This is a genomic window from Paramagnetospirillum marisnigri (genome assembly GCF_001650715.1).
GTDB lineage: Bacteria > Pseudomonadota > Alphaproteobacteria > Rhodospirillales > Magnetospirillaceae > Phaeospirillum > Phaeospirillum marisnigri.
Genome location: NZ_LWQT01000048.1, coordinates 1 through 19,809, shown reverse-complemented (window position 1 = coordinate 19,809; position 19,809 = coordinate 1). Strand labels below are relative to the sequence as shown.

Here is a 19,809-nt window from a genome sequence, read left to right as displayed (position 1 = left end):
AGTGGGAGAGTTCGCCGATGCGACCGGGGATCGCGTTCGTCGTGGTGATGGGACTGGTGGCGAGCGCCACGGTCGCGACGGCGGAGCCCGTCGCGTCGCGCCGCGATCAGTTGCGCGACATGGTGGCCCAGGATTGCGGCTCGTGCCACGGCATGACCCGCAAGGGCGGGCTGGGCTCGCCGCTGCTGCCCGAACTGCTGGCACAATATCCCGCCGAGGGACTGATCGAGACCATCCTGGACGGCCGTCCCGGCACCCCCATGCCGCCGTGGAAAAGCATGCTCAGCCGCGACGATGCCGCCTGGATGGTTGCCTATCTGTTGGGAGAGGTGAAATGAAACGCCCGCTGCTCGTGGCCGCCCTGCTGCTGCTCTCGGCCTGCGCCCAGCCGCTGCGCGGCACCGGCGATCTGGGGCTGGTGGTGGAACGCGCCGACGGAAGGGTGATGGTGGTGGAGACCACCACCAATTCCATGCTGGCCTCGGTGCCGGGCCTGGGCGATCTGTCCCATGCCGCCCTGGTCTATTCCCGCGACGCCCGCTTCGCCTTCGTGTTCGGCCGCGATGGCGGCCTGACCAAGCTCGACCTGCTGACCGGCGCCATCGCCAATCGGGTGGTGCAGTCGGGCAATTCCATCGGCGGCGCCATCTCCCAGGACGGGTCGCTGGTGGCGGTGGCCAATTACACGCCGGGCGGCATCAAGGTATTCGATACCGCCACCCTGGCTCCCGTGGCCGACATCCCGGCTATCGGCGCCGATGGCAAGGCGTCCAAGGTCATCGGCATCGCCGACCTTCCCGGCCGCCGCTTCATCTATACCCTGTATGACGCGGGCGAGATCTGGATCGCCGATCTGGCCGATCCGGCGCGGCCTGCCCTGACCAAGTTCACCAATATCGGCAAGCTGCCCTATGACGCCCTGATCACCGGCGACGGCCGCTGGTATCTGGCCGGGCTGTTCGGCGAGGACGGCATCGCCCTGCTTGACCTGTGGAATCTGGACAGGGGCGTGACGCGCATCCTGGACGGCTACGGCAAGGGAGCCGAGCCGCTGCCGGTGTTCAAGATGCCCCATCTGCGCGGCTGGGCGGCGGCTGGCAACGAGGTCTGGCTGCCCGCCATCGGTCGCCATCAGGTGCTGGTGGTGGACAAGACCACCTGGAAAGAGAAGGCCCGCGTCGATGTGGCGGGCCAGCCGGTCTTCGCCATGGCGCGGCCCGATGGCCGCCAGGTCTGGGTCAATTTCGCGGTGCCCGACTACAACGTGGTGCAGGTAATCGACGTGCCCAGCAAACGGGTGATCAAGACCATCGAGCCGGGCAAGGCCATCCTGCACATGGAATTCACCCCCAAGGGCGAGCGGGTGTGGCTGTCGGCGCGGGACTCCGACAAGGTGGTGGTTTACGACACCCAGACCCTGGAACAGGTGGCCGAATTGCCCGCCGCCAAGCCCAGCGGCATCTTCTTCACCTCGCGCGCCCATCGGACGGGGCTGTAGCCATGGACCTCGTGGACCAGAGGCTGCTCAACGATTTTCAGCGGGATTTCCCCCTGACCGCGCGCCCTTATGCCGAATTGGGCGAGAAGCTGGGCATCAATGAGGACGAGGTGATCGCGCGCCTCGACCGGCTGTCGCGCGGCGGCTCGGTCAGCCGGGTCGGCGCGGTGTTCCGCCCCCATGCCGTGGGTGCAAGCACCCTGGCCGCCCTGGCGGTTCCGCCCGAGGAGCTGGAGCGCGTCGCAGCCCTGGTCAATGCCTATCCCGAGGTCAATCACAACTACCAGCGCGAACACCGCCTGAATCTGTGGTTCGTGGTCACCGCCAGTTCTGCCCAAGCGGTGCGCGCCGTGCTGGACGATATTTCCGGGCGCACCGGGCTCGACGTGCTGGACCTGCCGCTGCTGGAGCCCTTCCATATCGACCTGGGATTCGACCTGAAATGGAGCTGAGCGATTCCGACCACGCCCTGATCTCGGTCATCGCCTCCGGCCTGCCGCTGGTGGAGCGCCCCTATCGGGCGGTGGGGGAGATGGTCGGCATGGACGAGGTCGAGGTTCTGGCGCGGATCGAGGCGCTGCGCGATTCGGGCGTCATCCGCCGCTTCGGCGTCATCGTCCGCCATCATGAATTGGGCTTTCGCGCCAATGCCATGGCGGTGTGGGACATCCCCGATACCGAGGTGGGCGAGGTCGGGCATCGGCTGGCCGGGTCGGATCAGGTGACCTTGTGCTATCGCCGTCCGCGCCGCCCGCCGGTCTGGCCCTATAACCTGTTCTGCATGATCCATGGCCGCGATCGGGCCACGGTGGAAGAGACCATCCGCGGCCTGATCCAGTGCCACGGGCTGGAGACCTATTCCCACACGGTGCTGTTCTCCACCCGCCGCTTCAAGCAGACCGGGGCGCGCTATGGCCGCCCGCTGGCGGCGGAGGTGGGCCATGGATGAGATTGACCGCCGCATCATCAACGCGCTCCAGGGCGGCTTTCCCATCGCCGAACGCCCCTTCGCGCTGGCGGCCGGGCGGCTGGGGCTGGACGAGGCCGAGCTGCTGGCCCGGATCACGGCATTGAAGCAGGCGGGAGTGATCTCGCGCTTCGGGCCGATGTGGCATGCGGAAAAGATGGGCGGCGGCCTGACCCTCTCGGCCATGCAGGTGCCCGCCGATCGCTTCGACGAGGTGGCGGCGGTGGTCAATTCCTTCCCCGAGGTGGCCCATAACTACGCCCGCGAGCATGCGTTGAACATGTGGTTCGTGGTGGCGACCGAGCGGCCCGAACGCATCAAGCAGGTGCTGGCCGAGATCGAATCCCGCACCGGCCTGCCCGTCCATGACATGCCCAAGATCGAGGAGTTCTTCGTGGGATTGAGGTTCGAGGCATGAGCGGGGGCATTCTCTCCCCCCTCGACCGCGCTATCGTCCGCGCCACCCAGGAAGGCCTGCCGCTGGTGGAGCGGCCCTATCACGCCGTGGCGGAAGCGGTGGGGACCACGCCCGAGGAGGTGATGGCCCGCATGGAGCGCCTGCTGGCCGCAGGCGTGATCCGCCGCATCGGGCTGGTGCCCAATCACTACGCCCTGGGCTATGGCTTCAACGGCATGACGGTGTGGGACGTGGCCGACGAGGACATCGCCGAGGCCGGGCTGCTGGTGGGCAATCTGGACTTCGTCAGCCATTGCTACCACCGGCCGCGCCACCTTCCCCATTGGCCCTATTCGCTGTTCGCCATGATCCACGCCAAGGAAAAGGCCGCCGCCGATGCCTTGGTGGCGAGTATCGCCCAATTGTTGGGGCCGCTGTCGCGCGGCCATCTGGTGCTGTTCAGTTCGCGCATCCTGAAGAAGACCGGGTTGCGCCTCTAGGAGTTTCGCCGTGTTCCGCGTATCCCAGTTCATGCACGAGCTTGTCGCCCCGACCCCGCCGGGGCCGCGCCGCGATCCGCCCGGCCCGGTGGTGATCTGGAACCTGATCCGCCGCTGCAATCTGGCCTGCAAGCACTGCTATTCCATCTCCACCGACAAGGACTTCGCGGGCGAATTGTCCACCGACGAGGTGTTCGCGGTGATGGACGACCTCAAGGCGTTCCGGGTGCCGGTGTTGATCCTGTCGGGCGGAGAGCCCTTGCTGCGCCCCGACATCTTCACCATCGCCGAACGGGCCAAGGCGAAGGGATTCTATACCGCCCTGTCCACCAACGGCACCCTGATCGACCCGGTCATGGCGGATCGCATCAAGGCCATCGGCTTCGACTATGTCGGCATCAGCATCGATGGCATCGGCGCCACCCATGACCGCTTCCGGGCGCTGGACGGCGCTTTTGATGCGTCGGTGGCGGGCATCCGCGCCCTGGTGGAACGCGAGGTCAAGGTGGGGCTGCGCTTTACCATGACCATGGACAATGCCGGGGAACTGCCCCAGGTCATGGCGCTGGCCGAGGCGGAAGGCGTGGGCAAGTTCTACTTCTCCCACCTCAATTATGCCGGTCGCGGCAACAAGAACCGCCTGGACGACGCCTCGGTGCAGGCGACCCGCCGGGCGATGCTTACCCTGTTCGATACCGCCTGGAGCCATGTGGAGGCTGGGCGCCAGCGGGAGTTCGTCACCGGCAACAACGATGCCGATGGACCCTATTTCCTGTCCTGGGTCCGGTCCCGCCTCCCCGACAAGGTCGCCCACATCGCCGCCAAGCTGGTGCAATGGGGCGGCAACGCCTCGGGGGTCAATGTCGCCAATATCGACAATGTCGGCGACGTCCACCCGGACACCATGTGGTGGAATCATACCATCGGCAATGTGAGGCAGCGGGCGTTCTCGGACATCTGGCCCGATACCTCGGATTCGCTGATGGCGGGGCTGAAACGCCACCCCCGGCCGGTGGAGGGGCGCTGTGCCGCTTGCGTCCACCTCGCCGCCTGCAACGGCAATACCAGGGTGCGGGCCCAGCGGGTCACCGGCAATGTCTGGGCCGAGGACCCCGGCTGTTATCTCACCGACGAGGAGGTCGGCATCTGATGAAGGCATGGCAATCTTCCCTCGCCCGCTTGCGGGAGAGGGTGGCGAGCGCGAGCGAGCCGGGTGAGGGCTTGGCGGTTTCCACCACCCCCTCACCCCGACCCTCTCCCCCATGGCTGGGGGCGAGGGGGATTCTTTACATCCTGCTGCTGGCCTGTGCCGTGCCCGCCCTGGCAGCCCCCGCCCAGACTTCCGAGGATGCTTCCCGGCTGTTCGCCGAACACTGCGCCGCCTGCCACGGCGCCGACCGGCTTGGCGCCATCGGCCCGGCGCTGCTGCCGGAAAACCTGGGACGGCTCAGGAAGGCCGAGGCCGAGAAGATCATCGTCTCCGGCCGCCCCGCCACCCAGATGCCCGGTGTCGGCGACAAGCTGACGGCGGAACAGGTCAAGGCCCTGGCCGACTACATCTATACGCCGCTGGCCTCGGTGCCCGCCTGGGGCATGGCCGAGATCGCCGCCTCGCGGGTGGTCAATGTCGATCCCGCCAGTCTGCCCGACCGGCCGCAATGGTCGGCCGATCCCCTGAACCTGTTCACCGTGGTGGAGACCGGCGACCACCATGTCACCATCCTGGACGGCGATACCAATACCGCGCTGGCCCGGTTCCAGAGCCGCTTCGCGCTGCATGGCGGCGCCAAGTATTCCCCCGATGGCCGCTTCGTCTATCTGGCCTCCCGCGATGGCTGGATCAGCAAATACGACCTTTACACCCTGCAGATCGTCGCCGAGATCAGGGTGGGCGTGAACACCCGCAACGTGGCGGTGTCCCATGACGGCCGCTTCCTGATGGCGGGCAACATGCTGCCCCATACATTGGTGGCGCTGGACGCCCGCGACCTGACGCCGCTGCAGGTGATTCCGGTGGAAGGCGACCTCAAGGCGACGTCGCGGGTCTCGGCGGTCTATACCGCGCCGCCTCGCGCCAGCTTCGTGGTGGCGCTGAAGGACATCCCGGAAATCTGGGAAATCCCCTATGCCGACGATGCCGGGCCGGTGATGAACGGCTTCGTCCATTCCTACGAGAAGGGGCTGGAGGAAGGCATCGGCACCGGCGGCCGCTTCCAGGCGCTACGCATCCGCTCTCCCGATATCCTGGACGACTTCTTCTTCGACCGCACCTATGAGCGGGTGATGGGGGCGTCGCGCGACGGCGCCAAGGGGCTGGTGGTGGATCTGGACATCAAGCGCAAGGTGGCCGAGATCGACCTGCCCGGCATGCCGCATCTCGGCTCGGGCATCATCTTCCGCAAGGACGGCCGCGACCACATGGCGACGCCGCATCTGAAGGAGGCGGTGATCAGCGTCATCGACATGACCACCTGGAAAACGGTCAAGCGCATCCCCACCCTGGGGCCGGGCTTCTTCATGCGCGGCCACGAGACCAGCCCCTATGCCTGGATCGATGTTTCCATGGGCAAGGACAAGGACGCCATCCAGATCATCGACCTGGACAGCCTGGAAATCGTCAGGACGCTGCGCCCGGCGCCGGGCAAGACCACGGCGCATGCGGAATTCGACCGCTGGGGCAAGACGGTGCTGATCTCGGTGATGGAAGGCGACGGCGCCCTGATCGTGTTCGACGCCAAGACCCTGGAGGAATGCGCCCGTCTGCCCATGAAACGGCCAGTGGGCAAGTACAACGTCTTCAACAAGATCAATTACTCAAGCGGCACCAGTCACTGAGCCCCGGCGGGGACCGTTCGCAACTCGGCGAAGGCGAGGCGCAGGATCTGGGCGGCGCCCGACAGGGCCAGCACCGCCATGATTCCCGCCACCAGCAGGTCGGGCCACCCTGCCTGGGTGGCGAAGACGCCGCTGGCGGCGGCCAGCACCGCCAGATTGCCGATGGCGTCGTTGCGCGAGCAGATCCACACCGAGCGCATATTGCTGTCGCCGTCGCGGAAGGCGTAGAGCAAGGCCGCGACTCCGGCATTGGCGGCCAGGGCCAGGGCGCCGATTCCCCCCATGACTCCGGCCTCCGGCACGGTGCCGTGAAGCAGGTGATAGACGGTGTTTGCCACCACCCACAGGCCGAACGCTCCCATGGTGGCGCCCTTCAGAACCGAGGCCATGGCGCGGCGGCGCAGGCTCATGCCCAGGATGAACAAGGCGACCCCGTAATTGGCGGCATCGCCCAGGAAATCCAGAGCGTCGGCCTGCAGGGATGACGATCCGGCGGCGATGCCCGCGCTCATTTCCACCAGATACATGCTGGCATTGACGACGAGTGCGACCCACAGCGCCCGGCGGAAGCGTGGCGTGGTGGTGTCGGTGGGAGGCGGGACGCATCCGCTGCAGCACCCGCTCAAGATGCCCCTCCCGCCGACCCCTGTGACTGGGTGGCGGCGGCTTCCTCGGCCAGGGCCTTGTTCTCGGCCACGATGGTGACACGGCGTTGTCCGGCGAAGCGCTGGTCCAGGCGCACCGCGCCCACCACCGCCGTGAACAGGGCCAGCCAGACCATCCGGTTCTGGTAACGGTCATGGGGGTTGGACAGGGCGCCACAGACGATGGCGTTGCCCACCAGCGCCATGATGACCACCAGGGCGAGGCCGGTGGTGGTGCGGTCGCGACGCTTCCAGGCCAGGGCCAGCAGGCCCAGGGTCACCAGTTGGGCGGCCTGGTTGATGGGAACCTGGAAATCGTTGATGGGCTTGAAGTTGATGGGCGGTCGCCGCTGCTGGCGGGCGTAGCGGAATTCCTTGAACTCGTCGGGATAGCGCCGCAGCATGGTCTTGACGAAATGCCAGGTCATGGGCACCAGATCCTCGCCGCTTTCGATGGCGTCCAGTTGCTCCACGAAATTGATCGCCGCGGCCGTGGCGACTTCCTGGGGAAAGCGGCGGATGGCGCCGGCGACGATTCGTCCCGACTCGTCATGCATGGCCTTCCAGCCGCCCATCTCGTCGAAGGGCGAATCGCCCCACAGGAATTCGTCGGCGGTGCGCGGCAGCTCGTCCTTGTGCTCGCACATCTCCAGATCGGCCCCCGCGGGGCAGACTTCGTCCAGATACATCTTGGCGATGCCGTTCTGGACGAACAGGGCCAGTTGCAGCACCTGGCCGGACTCGCTGAATACGGCGCGGCCGATCAGGGCATAGTGGGTGGCTGGAACCAGCAGGATGCCGCCGATCAGGGACAGGCAGGCCGCCAGCATGCGCGGCCGGGGCATGCGCCGCAGGACGCGGGACAGGACCCAGATCAGGATCATGACGATCAGCAGGCCCGCCGCCACTGCCACATGGGACATGTGCAGGCAGATGGAGACGGCGGTGATCACCGCCACGGCGAAGCGCCGCCAGGGCTGCAGGCCCTCGCCGAAGGCCAGCACCGCCACCCCCAGCACGGCGGTCCCGGCGAAAACGTCGGCCAGGATTTGGGATGCCACCCAGGGCAGGCCGGTGAACAGGGCCACCGCCAGCCCGACCCCCAGGAACACCATGTGGCGCCAGCGGCCGATGAAGCCCATCACCGCTTCGTGCAGGATCCAGGTCACCAGGATGGCGTGGACCAGGGGAATGGCCCACAGGGTGCCGAAGACCCGTCCGATGGTGCAGAACACCCCATAGGTCATGATGCGCCAGATGATGGGCTCGAACGTGAAGGCCATCTCCACGTAATCCTCGCTGTCGTAATAGACCAGCGGGTAGCCGTTCCACAGGGCGGGGGCCATCAGCAAGGCCACCACCAGCACGAAGGTCAGCGCGTGCCACGCCAACTTCCAGCCGGTGAGTGGGGCGCGGCTCATGGGATCATGTCCGCTTCCAGGTGGTGCCTTGGGGGCCGTCCTCCAGCACCACGCCCTGGTCCAGCAACTCGGCGCGGATGCGGTCGGATTCGGCGAAGTCCTTGGCCTTGCGGGCATTGGTGCGCGCCGCGATGGCGGCCTCGATCTCGGCGTCCGAGGGACCTGTGCCCGCGTCGCCCTTGAACCAGGTCTCGGGGTCCTGGAACAGCAGGCCCAGCAGATGGGCCGAGGCCAGCAGGCGGCCCTTGGCTCGCGCCTTGTCCTCGGGCGTGGCGGCCTTGTTGAGCGCGGAGGCCAACTCGTGCAGATGGCTGATGGCCAGCGGCGTGTTCAGGTCGTCCTTCAGTGCCGCCAGCATCTCGATGGGGGCGCTCATCTGGCCGCTGGCGTCGATGTCGGCGACGCCGCGCAGCGCGGTATAGAGCCGGTCCAGGGTGGTCCTGGCCTGCTTCAGCCCTTCGGCGGTCCAGTCGAAGGGCTGGTGGTAATGGGTGGACAGCATGGCCAACCGGATGGTCTCGCCCCCCTGGGTCGCGCTGGCGGCCTTGTCCAGCAGGTCGCGCACGGTGAAGAAGTTGCCCAGGGATTTGGACATCTTCTCGCCCTCCACCATCAGCCAGCCGTTGTGCAGCCAGTAGCGGGCGAAGGGAGCGCCATTGGCGCAGGTGCTCTGGGCGATCTCGTTCTCGTGATGGGGAAACACCAGGTCCTGGCCACCGCCATGGATGTCGAAGGTCTGGCCCAGATGTTCCAGGCTCATGGCCGAGCATTCGATATGCCAGCCCGGCCGTCCCCGCCCCCAGGGCGACTCCCAGCCCGGCAGGTCATCCGACGACGGCTTCCACAGCACGAAATCGCCGGGGTCCTTCTTGTAGGGCGCCACCTCGACCCGGGCGCCCGCGATCATCTCGTCTTGCGAGCGGCGCGACAGCTTGCCGTAATCGGCCATGGAGCCCACGGCGAACAGCACATGGCCCTCGGCGGCATAGGCATGGCCCCTGGCGATCAGCCGCTCGATCATGGCGATCATCTGGGTGATATGGGCGGTGGCGCGGGGCTCGATATCGGGGGGCAGGCAGTTCAGCGCCGCCATATCCTCGTGGAACATGGCGGTGGTGCGCTCGGTGATGGCCGAGATGGGCTCGCCGGACTCCTTGGCGCGCTGGTTGATCTTGTCGTCCACGTCGGTGATGTTGCGGACGTAACGCACCGACGGATACAGCGTCTTCAATAGCCGATACAGCACGTCGAACACGATGACGGGGCGCGCATTGCCGATATGGGCGCGGTCATAGACGGTGGGGCCGCAGACATACATGCCCACATGGCCGGGGACCAGCGGCTCGAACACGTCCTTGGTCCGGGTCAGGGTGTTGTAGAGAACCAGCGGCACAGATCACACTCCGGCAAGGAAATCAGGCGGTGCGGCCCAGCAGCCTGGCCTCGGCCCGCGCCCGTCCGATCAGAGGTAACAGAGTCTTGAGTTCCGGTCCATTCTCGCGCCCGGTCAGGGCCAGACGCAAGGGATGGAACAGGGTCTTGCCCTTGCGCCCCGTCGCCTGCTTGACCGCCTCGGTGAACACCGCCCAGGTCCCGGCATCCCAGGGTTCCGGCGGCAGCAGACCGGCGGCGGTCTCGGTGAAACCGGCGTCCTCGATGACGGGGGCCAGTTCGGCGCGGCAGATGGCCCACCATTGGGCGGCGTCGGACAACTGGGTCAGGTTGGCGCGGATGGCCAGCCAGAAGCCCTCGTCGGCGCCCGGTAGGTCCAGGCGGTCGGCGACCTCGTCGAAACTGGCGGTGTGCAGCAGGCGGGCGTCCAGGCGCTCCAACTCGGCGGGGTCGAATTTGGGGGTGCCGCGCCCGAACTTGTCCCAGGCGAATTCAGCGGCGAGGTCGGCCAAAGAGTGCCGGATCTCGATGGCGTCCGAACTGCCCAGCTTGGCCAGCAGCGAGTTGAGCGCCATGGCCTCGACGCCGCGGTCGCGCAGGTCCCGGAGCGAGCCCGAGCCCAGCCGCTTGGACAGGCCCTCGCCACCCGCCCCGGTCAGCAGCGGCAGATGGGCGAAGGCGGGCGGCGTTCCGCCCAGGGCCTGGAACAGCTGAATCTGCGGCGCGGTATTGGTGACGTGGTCCTCGCCGCGCACCACATGGGTGACGCCGAAGTCCATATCATCCACCACGCTGGGCAGGGTGTAGAGGAAGCTGCCGTCGCCCCGGATCAGCACCGGGTCGGACAGATTGGCGCCGTGGTAATGGCTGGGGCCGCGCACGCAGTCGTTCCAGCGCACATCGTCATGGTCCAGCTTGAAGCGCCAGTGGGGCTTGCGGCCCTCGGCTTCCAGCCTGGCGATGTCCTCGGCCGCGAGCGCCAGGGCCGAGCGGTCGTAGACCGGTGGTTTGCCCCGGGCCAACTGGCGCTTGCGCTTGTAGTCCAGTTCCTCGGCGGTTTCCCAGCATGGATAGAGGCGACCCTGGGATTTCAGGGTCTCGGCGGCCCGCCCGTAGCGCTCCAGCCGGTCCGACTGGCGCTCAAGCCGGTCCCAGCCCAGGCCCAGCCAGCGGAGGTCTTCCTGGATGGCATCGGCGAATTCCGCCGTCGAGCGCTCCAGGTCGGTGTCGTCGAGCCGCAGGATGAACTGGCCGCCCTGGACGCGGGCGAACAGCCAGTTGATCAGGGCGACGCGGGCATTGCCCACATGCAGCAAGCCGGTGGGGCTGGGGGCGAAACGGAGAACCGGGCTCATATGATCGAGGTGAAGGCGTTGGTGATGGGATAGCGGCGCTCGCGGCCGAAGGACCGCGACGAGACCTTGACGCCGGGCGGGGCCTGGCGGCGCTTGTATTCGGCGCGGTCCAGCATGCGCCAGACCCGGCGCACCACCGCGTCGTCGAAGCCCTTGGCCACCACTTCCGGCACGCTCATCTCGCCCTCGATCAGGCATTCCAGGATGCCGTCGAGCTCGTCATAGGGCGGCAGGGTGTCCTGGTCGGTCTGGTTGGGCTTGAGTTCGGCCGAAGGCGGCTTGGTGATGACGCGATCGGGCATCACCATTCCCTCGGGGCCGAGGCAGCCCGGCGGGCGGTGATGGTTGCGCCAGGACGACAGGGCGAAGACGGTGGTCTTGTAGACGTCCTTCAGCACCGCATAGCCGCCGCACATATCGCCGTACAGCGTGGCGTAGCCGCAGCTCATCTCGCTCTTGTTGCCGGTGGACAGCACCATGGGGCCGTATTTGTTGGAAATACCCATCAGGGTCATGCCGCGCGCGCGCGACTGCAGGTTCTCTTCCGTGATGTCGGCCTCGCGTCCCGCGAACAGCGGCGCCAGCATGGTGTCGAAGGCGGCCATGGCCGGGCCGATAGTGACGGTGTCCAGGCGCACGTTCAGCAGGCGGGCGATGGCGGCGGCGTCCTCCAGGCTTTCGGTGGAGGTATAGGGCGAGGGCATCATGACGCACCACACCTTGTCGGCGCCCAGCGCGTCCACCGCCACGGCGGCGCAGATGGCGCTGTCGATGCCGCCCGACAGGCCCAGCACCACGCCGGGGAAGCGGTTCTTGGTCACATAGTCGCGCAGGCCCACCACCATGGCCTGATAGATGCCTTCCAGCCGCGACACCGGCTTGGCACGGGGGCCTTCGCAATTCCAGCCATCGGCCTCGCGGGTCCAGCGGGTCAGAACCACCTCGGAGGCCCAGGGCGCCAGATCGCAGACCACCTCGCCCTTGGTATTGACCACGAAGGAGGCGCCGTCGAACACCAGTTCGTCCTGGCCGCCCACCTGATTCACGTAGATCAGCGGCAGGCCGGTTTCGGCGACGCGGTTGCGGGCGTGCTCCTGGCGGATGCCCGCCTTGTCGGCCTCGAAGGGCGAGCCGTTGGGCACCACCAGGATTTCGGCGCCGCTCTCGCCCAGGGTCTCGGCGACGTCGGCGAACCACATGTCCTCGCAGATCAGCACGCCCAGGCGTACGCCCCGGAACGAGATGGGACCCGGCGAGGGGCCGGGGGTGAAGACGCGGGCTTCGTCGAACACGCCGTAATTGGGCAGATGGTGCTTCAGCCGGGTGGCGGCGACGCGGCCATGGTCCAGCAGCAGGGCGGCATTATGGGTGCGGTCGGTCATGCGCCAGGGGGAACCGATCAGCATGGCCGGGCCGGTGACGGTCTCGGCCGCCAACTGGTGCACCACCTCCTCGCAGGCGTCGAGAAAGGCCCCCTTCAGGACCAGATCCTCGGGCGGATAGCCGCAGACGCACAATTCGCCGAAGACCACCAGATCGGCCCCCATCTCGGCGGCCTTGGCGCGGGCGTCGCGAATCAGGCGGGCATTGCCCGCCACGTCGCCCACCACGGGGTTGATCTGTGCAAGCGCGATGGAAAGTGTGTCGGACATGAGACAAAAGCCAGAGTTTGCCGCTGATATATGCACACTATGGGCCAGGACTCGGCCTGTCAACGCGCCGTCAGCTTCCGGTCAGGGCCATGGGGGTGTCGTCGGTCCGCCAGGGCAGGGTGACGGTGACGGAGGTTCCCCGGCCCACTTCGCTTTCGATGTGCAGGCGGCCGTCATGCATGTCCACCATCTCGCGCACCAGGGCCAGGCCCAGTCCGGTACCGCCGTGATTGCGGCTGGAGGAGGATTCCACCTGATAGAAGGGCTCGGTGATACGGTCGATATGCTCGGCCGGGATGCCGATGCCGGTATCGCTGACCGTCAGGCGCAGTACTTCGTGGTCGTGGACGGCGGCAAGGGTGACCTTGCCGCCCGATGGGGTGAACTTGACGGCATTTCCCACCAGATTGACCAGGATCTGCATCAGGCGGGTGCGATCGGCCAGCAGCGTCGGCAAGCCGCTCAGACCCGCGTGATGCAAGCTGACCCCGGCCGCTTCGGCCCGTGCGCTCATCATGGCCAGACAGCTCTTGGCCAGATCGGCCATGTCCACCGGCTCAAGCTCCAATTCCACATGCCCGGCCTCGATCTTGGCGATATCCAGGATATCGTTGACGATGGCCAGCAGATGCTGACCGGCGGTGTGGATGTCGTCGCAGTAATCCTTCACCTTGCCGGTGACCGGCGCGATGATGCCGGTGCGCAGCACCTCGGAAAAACCGATGATGGCGTTGAGCGGTGTGCGCAGCTCATGGCTCATATTGGCCAGGAACTCGCTCTTGGCGCGGTTCGCCACCTCGGCCTCGCGCACCGAGGCCCGCAGGATGCGGTTCCCCTCGCTGACGGCAATGCGCATGGAGGCGAAGGCTCGGGCCAACTCCCCCAACTCGCCCGGGGCGGAGGTGTTGATGGGCCTGGATGCGCGGCCCAGGGTGAAGTCCCGGGTGGCCTGGGTCAATTCCGTCACCGGACGGATGATGGAACGGGCGATGCGCATGGCGGCCAGGGCGGCCAGGATCAGCAGCGCGGCGGCGACACTCGCCAACCGGATATGCAGCTCTGTCAGTGCCGCGAAGGCTTCCGCCTGGTCGGCATGGGCCATGATGCAACCGCCGCCCACTTCTGGGACCAGGCGATAGCCGTGAATAATGGGGACGTCGCGATAGTCAAGGTCCAGGGTTTCGCTGCTGCGCCCCGCCAGGCATTCCCGCATGGGGCGGGCGGAGATGGGGTGGTCTCCGTGTCCCTGTGTCGACGGATAGCGGGCCTGGGTGAAGAACAATCCCTGGTCATCGGCCAGGAAGGTCTCGCCCGCGCTGCCCAGGTCGGGATGGCCGGAAAAGACCGGCTGCAGAATGCTGGCGGGAAAGGTGATGGCGATGGCCGATTCATCGGACTTGTATTGGGCCTTGACCACGTATTGGCGCGGCTGCCCCTCGGGCGTCGGCAGCATGAACGCGATCTGGTTCGGCATTGGCGTCGGTAGGGCGGCAAGCGGAACCGGGGCGGCGCCCTGGCTGAACTCCACGTCGAACTGCGGCATGTGAAGCACCGCGCCCACCGCCTGTTCACTGCGGATGAACAGCTTCAGCGAATCCGATATGCAGCGGGCCCGGTCGGCCCGGTTCGGCGCATCGCAGCGGGCGCCCACATCGGCCAGAAAGCTTTCGGCCCGGGTCCGCGTGCGGTGCAGCAAGGTGACCAGTTGATCCCGTTTCGACGACGCCACCGCGCCGACGATATGAGTCCGTTCGTTGGTGATGCTGGCGGTGACGGCGTCATAGGCAATCCATCCCAGCACAACAGTCGGCAATAGCATGCAGCCAAGAATTACGGCGATCAGCCGCATTTCGAGCCTGCTGCGTGTCCATGTCGTGGCGAAGTTCGGTTTCATACCCAATCAAATTGCTATGATTATTTGCCGATATTTCGTGCCGCACTATAGTGAAATGGCGCCTGACTTGCGAGGTTGGCCATCGCTTCTATATATTCAATCCTAAGGCGTTTGCGTCATTTGATGGGTTTTCCGCGGCCGGGATGGCTCCTGGCGCGGACGAGTTCCGGGGCGGGCACAAAATTTTCCCGTGACGAGATTTCCGCTTTTCATCCGGTGAAAACCGCGTATATAGCGGCCTCAGGACAGACGTACAGCGCACGTGCCTCTGACCATATCGGTCAGGCAACGACGTCAAAGGCGTCTTCCGGGTGCAGGCGGGGTGAAAGCCCCCGGTGCTTGGAGGAAATCTTATGAACTCGATTGCCCGGCACGCTTTGGCGGCGTCCGATTCCTTGTCTTCGCATTATTCGGAACCCGTTCCTCGGCTGGGCTGGGCCCTGCTGTGGTCCGACGTCCGAAGTACGCTCAAACGGGCCTGACGACACCCCCCGATGTGTCGTCACCGATGGACCGCCTGTCCCCTCGCCGAGGGAATGGGACGGGGCCGTCACCGCCTATCCGGCCGCAAGCCGAAAGACCATCCGGTCCGTTTGGAGTACCCCCATGACCGCCAAGATTGCCCGTTTCCTGGAAGAGGTTCAGCCCGCCACCCCCTGCCTGGTGGTCGACCTCGATGTCGTCCGACAGAATTACGAGGATATCCGCCACTGGCTGCCGGTGGCCGAGGTCTTCTATGCCGTCAAGGCCAATCCGGCGCCCGAGATCGTGGCGCTGCTGACCGGGCTGGGTTCCAATTTCGACGTGGCCAGCCCGGGCGAGATTGATCTCTGCCTGGCCGCCGGGGCGGCGCCCGAGCGCATCTCCTTCGGCAATACCATCAAGAAGCAGCGCGACATCGCCTATGCCCATGCCAAGGGCGTCAGCCTGTTCGCCTTCGATTCCGAGGCCGAGCTGGAGAAGCTGGCCGAATCCGCCCCCGGCGCCCGGGTGTTCTGCCGCATCCTGATGACCTGCGACGGCGCCGAATGGCCGCTGTCGCGCAAGTTCGGCTGCGAGGTCGACATGGCCCGCGACCTGCTGGTGCGCGCCCGTGAACTGGGCCTCGACCCCTATGGCATCTCGTTCCATGTGGGCAGCCAGCAGACCGACCTGTCCCAGTGGGATATCGCGGTGGGCAAGACCGCCATGCTGTTCACCGAGCTGGCCGCCAGCGGGATCGAGCTGCGCATGATCAATCTGGGCGGCGGCCTGCCCACCAAATACCGCACCGACATTCCCGGCATGGACCGCTATGCCGACGCCATCATGCACGCCATGACCAAGCATTTCGGCAACAACCTGCCCACCATGATCATCGAGCCGGGCCGCTCCATGGTCGGCAATTCCGGCGTGCTGGAGGCCGAGGTGGTGCTGATCAGCCGCAAGAGCTACGACGAGGATGTGCGCTGGGTCTATCTCGACGTGGGCAAGTTCGGCGGCCTTGCCGAGACCATGGACGAGGCCATCAAGTACCGCATCGAGACCCCCTACGAGAACGACGAGACCGGCCCCGTCGCCCTGGCGGGTCCCACCTGCGATTCCGCCGACATCCTCTACGAGAAGTGCGGCTATCGCATGCCGTTGTCGCTCAAGGTGGGCGACAAGGTGCGCATTCTCTCCACCGGCGCCTATACCAGCAGCTATTCGGCGGTGAACTTCAACGGCTTCGCCCCGCTTCGGACCTATTTCGTCTAGCGAAGGCCCAGCTATCGGCCGAATACAGCGCGATGGCCGTCCAGATGCCGGCGAAAGCCAGCATCCGGGCGGCCTCGGCGTTTTCGCCATAGGCCAGCACCGCCAGCAGGAAATGACCGGTGGGCGCCAGATACTGGAAGAAGCCCAGGGTGGAATAGCGCATGCGCGACGCGGCCGCCGCGAACCAGAGCAGCGGCAGGGCGGTAACCGGGCCGCAGGCCAGCAAGGCCGTCGCCAGGGGCCAGCTGCCGCCCATGAACGGCGCACCCTCGGCCAGGCGCCAGCCGAGATAGGCCAGGGCGAAGGGCAGCATCAGCGCGGTTTCCACCGCCAGCCCGGTGAGCGGCGCCACCGGCAGTATCTTGCGCAGCAGCCCATAGACGCCGAAGGTGGCGGCCAGGAACAGCGCCGCCCAGGGCGGCGTGCCGGTACTGAGGCTGAGATGGACGATCCCGGCGGCGGCGATGGCGACCGCCAGCCACTGCATCTTCCGCAGCCGCTCGCCCAGCACCAGGACGCCCAGGCCCACATTGACCAGTGGGTTGAGGAAATAGCCCATGCTGGCTTCCAGCACATTGCCACTTCCCACCACCCAGATGAACACCAGCCAGTTGGTGCTGATGCATAAGGTGGAGGCGGCCAGGATCAGCACCTGGCGGCGCTTGCCCAACAGTGTCAGGACCTCGCCCCAGCGGCGGTCAAGCCCCACCAGAACCAAGACCATCACCAGGGTCCAAACCACGCGATAGGCCAGAACCTCGGGCGGCGGCAGTTCCGCCATCAGCCGCCAGAAGGCGGGAAACAGCCCCCAACTGCCATAGGCGGCCAGGGCGAAGATGACGCCCTTCTTCGTCTCGGCGGCGGAAAGTGAAGTGGTCATACCACAACCTTGCCCGAGGCCGCCGGGTGCGGCAAGCCCGAGAAAAGGATGGGGTCAGGAGATGGGCAGGCTCACCGTGACCCTGAGGCCGCCCTCGGGGCGGTTGGCGAGGCGGATATCGCCGCCATGGGCGCGGATGGCGGCGCGGGCCACCGCCAGGCCGAGGCCGGACCCGCCGGTATCGCGCGAGCGCGAGGCCTCCAGGCGTACGAAGGGGGCGAAGACCCGTTCGAAATCCGCCTCGGGGATGCCAGGGCCGTCATCATTGATGGTCAGGGTGATCTCGCCTCCTCCCCGGGTCAGGGCGAGGCGGGCGCAGCCGCCGTATTTGATGGCGTTGTCCACCAGATTGCCCAAGGCCCGCTTCAGCGCCGCCGGGCGGGCTTCGATCACCAGCGAGGAGGGGCCGTCATAGGTGCAGCGTGTGCCCAGATCCTCCAGGTCGTCGGCCATGCCCTGGACCATGGCGGCAAGGTCGAGGCGGATGCGGGGCTCGCTGGTGGCGTCGTCGCGGGCGAAGGCCAGGGTGGCGGCGATCATGGCCTCCATCTCCTCCAGATCGGCCAGCATCTTGGTGCGCTGCTCATCGTCCTCCATGAATTCAGCGCGCAGCCGCAGGCGGGTGATGGGGGTCTTGAGGTCGTGGCTGATGGCGGCCAGCATCTGGGTCCGGTCCTGCACCATGCGGGCGATGCGGCCTTGCATGATATTGAAGGCCTGGGCGGCCTGGCGCACCTCGCGCGGGCCGTCCTCCTTCAGCGGCGGAGCCGCCACGTCGACGCCCAGGCGCTCGGCGGCGGCGGCGAAGGCGGCGAAGGGAAGGGTGGCCTTGCGCACCGCCCACAGCGCGGCGGCGGTGACCAGCACCAGCGCCAGCAGCAGGGGCAGCACGAAACGCGGCCGCCACAGCGAATCGCCGAACTCGAACGGGGCCAGCACGTTGAGCCAGCTGCCGTCATTCAGGCGCACCGCGATGCGCAATGCCGGAGCCGGAGGATGAAACCCGCCGCCCCCCATATGGCCGCCGCCTCCACCGCCACCCCGCCCGCCACCACGCAGGCCGGTATTGGGGCCGCCGGGCGGGGCGGGTTGGGTGGAGATGCGGATCTCGCGGCCCTCCAGCCCCTTTTCCAGCACCGAACGGACATAGGCGGCCAGCCCAATGGTCTCGTCATCGACCACGATGGGGGCGATGCCCCAGCCCACCCGGAAGCGCGGGGTTTCCAGGTTGTGCAGGGTGGCGTGACGGGACTCGGGCGGGGTCTGTTCCATCAGGGCGATCATGCCGCCCACCCGCTCGGCGGCGTTGCGCCCGCCGATATTGGTCAGCGCCTCCTGGCGCTGGGCGGCGAACAGGCCCATGGCCGCCGCAGCCGACAGCAGCAAGGCCGCCACCAGCACCAGGGCGGTGCGGCCCAGCACGCTGTCGGGGATGACTCGCATGCTCATGCCTTGTCCACCTCGGCGGTGAAGAGATAGCCGCCGCCCCGCACCGTCTTGATCAATTGCGGGTCCTTGGCGTCGTCGCCCAGGCGGCGGCGCAGGCGGCTGACCTGGATGTCGATGCTGCGGTCGAAGGGCACCGCCGAGCGGCCGCGCGCGAAGTCCAGCAACTGGTCGCGCGACAGCACCCGGCGGGGATGCTCGACGAAGACCTGCAACAGGCTGAATTCCCCCGCCGACAGCGCCACCATGACGCCATCGGGCGAGGTCAGGTCGCGGGTGCCCAGGTCCAGGACCCAGCCGTCGAAGCCAAGGCGGCTGCCATGGGGTGGGGCGGGGCCATCCTCGGGGCCGGGCTGGGCACGACGCAGCACCGCCTTGATGCGGGCCAGCAATTCGCGCGGGTTGAACGGCTTGGCCACATAGTCGTCGGCTCCCATCTCCAGTCCGACGATGCGGTCGGTATCCTCGCCCATGGCGGTCAGCATGACGATGGGAATGGCCGAGCGGGCGGCGCGCAGCGAGCGGGTCAGGCTCAGCCCGTCCTCGCCCGGCAGCATCAGGTCCAGCACGATCAGGTCGATGCGGCGCTCGTCGAGCAGGCGGCGCATCTCTGCTCCGTCCTTGGCCGTGCTCACCCGCAAGCCGTGCCGCGTCAGGAAACGGGCCACCAGGTCGCGGATTTCGCGGTCGTCGTCGACCACCAGGATATGGGCATTGGGTTCCATGTCCTCATTTATACCGCTTGGCAGGCTTTTCGTCGGTTCCATTTCGGTAACCGATGGTAACAGCCGGGATGCCTTGACAGCCGGGCAAGCGGTCTCCACATTCTGGCTAGTTGAACTGGCCAGGAATCAGTCATGCCCGAGCCGCGTTGGTCCTTGCAGGATGCCAAGAACAGCTTCAGCGCGGTGGTGGATGCCGCCTTGCACGGGCGGCCTCAGACGGTGACCCGGCACGGAAAGCCTGCCGTGGTGGTGCTGTCGGTGGCGGATTTCGAGCGTCTGACCCAGCGGCATTCAGCGACAACCCCGTCCTTCGCCGAGCATCTCCTGGCACTGCCGCAGGATGAGGGCGATGGTGAGCGGCTGGTGGCGAGCGCGCGCGACGTGGAGTTCTAGCACTACTTTGGCATATTTTAGCTACGGGCGGTTTTTTGGGGTTCCCAAGAGCAAGTTTGCGTGATTCATAAGA

Annotated in this window: 19 protein-coding genes; 10 read left to right on the top strand and 9 right to left on the bottom strand. The window is 66.7% G+C overall.

Features of this window, described 5'->3' with window-relative positions:
• Positions 1-17 precede the first annotated feature (17 nt).
• From A6A04_RS08280 to A6A04_RS08245, 8 genes are read left to right on the top strand one after another with little or no spacing between them, the layout of a single operon-like run.
• Positions 18-338 (top strand): c-type cytochrome, encoded by a 321-nt coding sequence (locus A6A04_RS08280; RefSeq protein ID WP_068491797.1) that lies wholly within the window; start codon positions 18-20, stop codon positions 336-338.
• On the top strand, positions 335-1,498 hold the full coding sequence (locus A6A04_RS08275; protein WP_068491794.1) for a cytochrome D1 domain-containing protein: 1,164 nt from the start codon (positions 335-337) through the stop codon (positions 1,496-1,498). Before A6A04_RS08280 ends, A6A04_RS08275 begins: the two co-directional genes overlap by 4 nt.
• A 2-nt stretch (positions 1,499-1,500) precedes the next feature.
• Positions 1,501-1,950 carry an AsnC family transcriptional regulator gene (locus tag A6A04_RS22900; RefSeq protein ID WP_068491792.1) on the top strand — a complete coding sequence of 150 codons (450 nt, stop codon included), beginning with the start codon at positions 1,501-1,503 and terminating at the stop codon, positions 1,948-1,950.
• Positions 1,941-2,447: a siroheme decarboxylase subunit beta gene (ahbB, locus tag A6A04_RS22895; protein ID WP_068491791.1), complete on the top strand. Its 507-nt coding sequence runs from the start codon at positions 1,941-1,943 to the stop codon at positions 2,445-2,447. The genes A6A04_RS22900 and ahbB (A6A04_RS22895) overlap by 10 nt, the downstream gene beginning before the upstream one ends.
• The gene (locus tag A6A04_RS08260; protein WP_068491788.1) at positions 2,440-2,883 is read left to right on the top strand and encodes an Lrp/AsnC family transcriptional regulator; all 444 of its coding nucleotides are present in this window, start codon (positions 2,440-2,442) and stop codon (positions 2,881-2,883) included. The genes ahbB (A6A04_RS22895) and A6A04_RS08260 overlap by 8 nt, the downstream gene beginning before the upstream one ends.
• Positions 2,880-3,362, top strand: a complete 483-nt coding sequence (gene ahbB, locus A6A04_RS08255) for a siroheme decarboxylase subunit beta (protein ID WP_068491786.1) — start codon at positions 2,880-2,882, stop codon at positions 3,360-3,362. Before A6A04_RS08260 ends, ahbB (A6A04_RS08255) begins: the two co-directional genes overlap by 4 nt.
• Positions 3,363-3,372: 10 nt before the next feature.
• Positions 3,373-4,512 (top strand): heme d1 biosynthesis radical SAM protein NirJ, encoded by a 1,140-nt coding sequence (gene nirJ, locus A6A04_RS08250; RefSeq protein ID WP_068491785.1) that lies wholly within the window; start codon positions 3,373-3,375, stop codon positions 4,510-4,512.
• A 41-nt stretch (positions 4,513-4,553) separates the two neighbouring features.
• Positions 4,554-6,197, top strand: a complete 1,644-nt coding sequence (locus A6A04_RS08245) for a cytochrome D1 domain-containing protein (protein WP_322096815.1) — start codon at positions 4,554-4,556, stop codon at positions 6,195-6,197.
• On the opposite strand, the gene A6A04_RS08240 is transcribed toward A6A04_RS08245, so the two are convergent.
• The 6 genes from A6A04_RS08240 to A6A04_RS08215 all read right to left on the bottom strand — a co-directional run bounded on the left by A6A04_RS08240 (position 6,191) and on the right by A6A04_RS08215 (position 14,510).
• Positions 6,191-6,823 (bottom strand): cation transporter, encoded by a 633-nt coding sequence (locus A6A04_RS08240; protein ID WP_068491783.1) that lies wholly within the window; start codon positions 6,821-6,823, stop codon positions 6,191-6,193. The genes A6A04_RS08245 and A6A04_RS08240 overlap by 7 nt on opposite strands.
• Positions 6,820-8,262: a hypothetical protein gene (locus A6A04_RS08235; RefSeq protein ID WP_068491781.1), complete on the bottom strand. Its 1,443-nt coding sequence runs from the start codon at positions 8,260-8,262 to the stop codon at positions 6,820-6,822. The genes A6A04_RS08240 and A6A04_RS08235 overlap by 4 nt, the downstream gene beginning before the upstream one ends.
• A 4-nt stretch (positions 8,263-8,266) precedes the next feature.
• Positions 8,267-9,655 carry a cysteine--tRNA ligase gene (gene cysS / locus A6A04_RS08230; protein ID WP_068491779.1) on the bottom strand — a complete coding sequence of 463 codons (1,389 nt, stop codon included), beginning with the start codon at positions 9,653-9,655 and terminating at the stop codon, positions 8,267-8,269.
• 22 nt (positions 9,656-9,677) lie between these two features.
• Positions 9,678-11,009: a glutamate--tRNA ligase gene (gltX, locus tag A6A04_RS08225; protein WP_068491777.1), complete on the bottom strand. Its 1,332-nt coding sequence runs from the start codon at positions 11,007-11,009 to the stop codon at positions 9,678-9,680.
• Positions 11,006-12,661, bottom strand: a complete 1,656-nt coding sequence (locus tag A6A04_RS08220) for an NAD+ synthase (protein WP_068491775.1) — start codon at positions 12,659-12,661, stop codon at positions 11,006-11,008. Before A6A04_RS08220 ends, gltX begins: the two co-directional genes overlap by 4 nt.
• 70 nt (positions 12,662-12,731) lie before the next feature.
• Entirely contained in the window at positions 12,732-14,510 is a 1,779-nt protein-coding gene (locus A6A04_RS08215; protein ID WP_068491773.1) for a sensor histidine kinase, read from the bottom strand.
• Positions 14,511-15,161: 651 nt separating this feature from the next.
• Between A6A04_RS08215 and A6A04_RS08210 the strand changes: the two genes are divergently transcribed.
• Entirely contained in the window at positions 15,162-16,292 is a 1,131-nt protein-coding gene (locus A6A04_RS08210; protein ID WP_068491771.1) for a type III PLP-dependent enzyme, read from the top strand.
• Here the strand turns inward: A6A04_RS08210 and rarD are convergent.
• From rarD to A6A04_RS08195, 3 genes are read right to left on the bottom strand one after another with little or no spacing between them, the layout of a single operon-like run.
• The gene (rarD, locus tag A6A04_RS08205) at positions 16,255-17,172 is read right to left on the bottom strand and encodes an EamA family transporter RarD (protein ID WP_068491769.1); all 918 of its coding nucleotides are present in this window, start codon (positions 17,170-17,172) and stop codon (positions 16,255-16,257) included. The two genes, A6A04_RS08210 and rarD, sit on opposite strands and share 38 nt — an antisense overlap.
• 54 nt (positions 17,173-17,226) lie before the next feature.
• The gene (locus A6A04_RS08200; protein WP_068491767.1) at positions 17,227-18,621 is read right to left on the bottom strand and encodes an ATP-binding protein; all 1,395 of its coding nucleotides are present in this window, start codon (positions 18,619-18,621) and stop codon (positions 17,227-17,229) included.
• Positions 18,618-19,343: a response regulator gene (locus tag A6A04_RS08195; RefSeq protein ID WP_068491765.1), complete on the bottom strand. Its 726-nt coding sequence runs from the start codon at positions 19,341-19,343 to the stop codon at positions 18,618-18,620. Before A6A04_RS08195 ends, A6A04_RS08200 begins: the two co-directional genes overlap by 4 nt.
• A gap of 132 nt (positions 19,344-19,475) precedes the next feature.
• Here A6A04_RS08195 and A6A04_RS08190 point away from each other — a divergent pair, with 132 nt between their 5' ends.
• Positions 19,476-19,736 (top strand): type II toxin-antitoxin system Phd/YefM family antitoxin, encoded by a 261-nt coding sequence (locus A6A04_RS08190; RefSeq protein ID WP_068491764.1) that lies wholly within the window; start codon positions 19,476-19,478, stop codon positions 19,734-19,736.
• Positions 19,737-19,809: the final 73 nt, after the last annotated feature.

Excerpts from the sequence above, each read along its gene's own strand:
- A6A04_RS08235 (WP_068491781.1), bottom strand. The coding sequence starts at position 8,262 with ATGAGCCGCGCCCCACTCACCGGCTGGAAGTTGGCGTGGCACGCGCTG.
- rarD (WP_068491769.1), bottom strand. The coding sequence starts at position 17,172 with ATGACCACTTCACTTTCCGCCGCCGAGACGAAGAAGGGCGTCATCTTC.
- A6A04_RS08215 (WP_068491773.1), bottom strand. The coding sequence starts at position 14,510 with ATGCGGCTGATCGCCGTAATTCTTGGCTGCATGCTATTGCCGACTGTT.
- A6A04_RS08210 (WP_068491771.1), top strand. The coding sequence starts at position 15,162 with ATGACCGCCAAGATTGCCCGTTTCCTGGAAGAGGTTCAGCCCGCCACC.
- gltX (WP_068491777.1), bottom strand. The coding sequence starts at position 11,009 with ATGAGCCCGGTTCTCCGTTTCGCCCCCAGCCCCACCGGCTTGCTGCAT.
- A6A04_RS08220 (WP_068491775.1), bottom strand. The coding sequence starts at position 12,661 with ATGTCCGACACACTTTCCATCGCGCTTGCACAGATCAACCCCGTGGTG.
- A6A04_RS08195 (WP_068491765.1), bottom strand. The coding sequence starts at position 19,343 with ATGGAACCCAATGCCCATATCCTGGTGGTCGACGACGACCGCGAAATC.
- A6A04_RS22900 (WP_068491792.1), top strand. The coding sequence starts at position 1,501 with ATGGACCTCGTGGACCAGAGGCTGCTCAACGATTTTCAGCGGGATTTC.
- A6A04_RS08280 (WP_068491797.1), top strand. The coding sequence starts at position 18 with ATGCGACCGGGGATCGCGTTCGTCGTGGTGATGGGACTGGTGGCGAGC.
- A6A04_RS08260 (WP_068491788.1), top strand. The coding sequence starts at position 2,440 with ATGGATGAGATTGACCGCCGCATCATCAACGCGCTCCAGGGCGGCTTT.
- ahbB (WP_068491791.1), top strand. The coding sequence starts at position 1,941 with ATGGAGCTGAGCGATTCCGACCACGCCCTGATCTCGGTCATCGCCTCC.
- A6A04_RS08200 (WP_068491767.1), bottom strand. The coding sequence starts at position 18,621 with ATGAGCATGCGAGTCATCCCCGACAGCGTGCTGGGCCGCACCGCCCTG.
- A6A04_RS08275 (WP_068491794.1), top strand. The coding sequence starts at position 335 with ATGAAACGCCCGCTGCTCGTGGCCGCCCTGCTGCTGCTCTCGGCCTGC.
- ahbB (WP_068491786.1), top strand. The coding sequence starts at position 2,880 with ATGAGCGGGGGCATTCTCTCCCCCCTCGACCGCGCTATCGTCCGCGCC.
- A6A04_RS08190 (WP_068491764.1), top strand. The coding sequence starts at position 19,476 with ATGCCCGAGCCGCGTTGGTCCTTGCAGGATGCCAAGAACAGCTTCAGC.